Below are 1,052 nucleotides of genomic sequence, written 5' to 3' on the forward strand. Positions count from 1 at the left end.
GATTACTCCATGATCTTGGCAACGACGCCGGCGCCGACGGTCTTGCCGCCTTCGCGGATGGCGAAGCGCAGGCCCTCTTCCATGGCGATCGGGGCGATCAGCTTGACGGTGATCGTCACGTTGTCGCCGGGCATGACCATTTCCTTGTCCTTCGGCAGCTCGATGGAGCCGGTGACGTCGGTGGTGCGGAAGTAGAACTGCGGCCGGTAGTTGTTGAAGAACGGCGTGTGGCGGCCGCCCTCGTCCTTGCTCAGCACGTAGATCTCGGCGGTGAAGTGCGTGTGCGGCTTGACCGAGCCGGGCTTGCACAGCACCTGGCCGCGCTCGACTTCCTCGCGCTTGGTGCCGCGCAGCAGGATGCCGACGTTGTCGCCGGCCTGGCCCTGGTCCAGCAGCTTGCGGAACATCTCCACGCCCGTGCAGGTGGTCTTCTGCGTGGTCTTGATGCCGACGATCTCGATTTCCTCGCCGACCTTGATCACGCCGCGCTCGATGCGGCCCGTGACCACCGTGCCGCGGCCGGAGATGGAGAACACGTCTTCCACCGGCATCAGGAAGGCACCCTCGATCGCCCGCTTGGGCGTGGGGATGTAGCTGTCCAGCGCATCGGCCAGCGCCATGATCGAGCCTTCGCCCAGCTCGCCCTTGTCGCCTTCCAGCGCCAGCTTGGCCGAGCCCTTGATGATCGGGGTGTCGTCGCCGGGGAAGTCGTACTTGGACAGCAGCTCGCGCACTTCCATCTCGACCAGTTCCAGCAGTTCGGCGTCGTCCACCATGTCGCACTTGTTCAGGTAGACGATGATGTAGGGCACGCCCACCTGGCGGGCCAGCAGGATGTGCTCGCGCGTCTGGGGCATGGGGCCGTCGGCGGCGGAGACGACCAGGATCGCGCCGTCCATCTGGGCGGCACCGGTGATCATGTTCTTCACGTAGTCGGCGTGGCCGGGGCAGTCGACGTGCGCGTAGTGGCGCGCCTTGGTCTCGTACTCGACGTGGGCGGTGTTGATCGTGATGCCGCGGGCCTTTTCTTCGGGGGCCGCGTCGATCTGGTC

1 protein-coding gene is annotated in these 1,052 nt (G+C 65.8%); it reads right to left on the bottom strand.

What is annotated here, in order from left to right:
* Positions 1-2: 2 nt before the first annotated feature.
* On the bottom strand, positions 3-1,052 hold a 1,050-nt coding region (gene tuf, locus WG923_RS30310; RefSeq protein WP_340354770.1), incomplete at its 5' end, for an elongation factor Tu.

This window comes from Ramlibacter sp. AN1133 (assembly GCF_037890035.1).
GTDB lineage: Bacteria > Pseudomonadota > Gammaproteobacteria > Burkholderiales > Burkholderiaceae_C > Ramlibacter.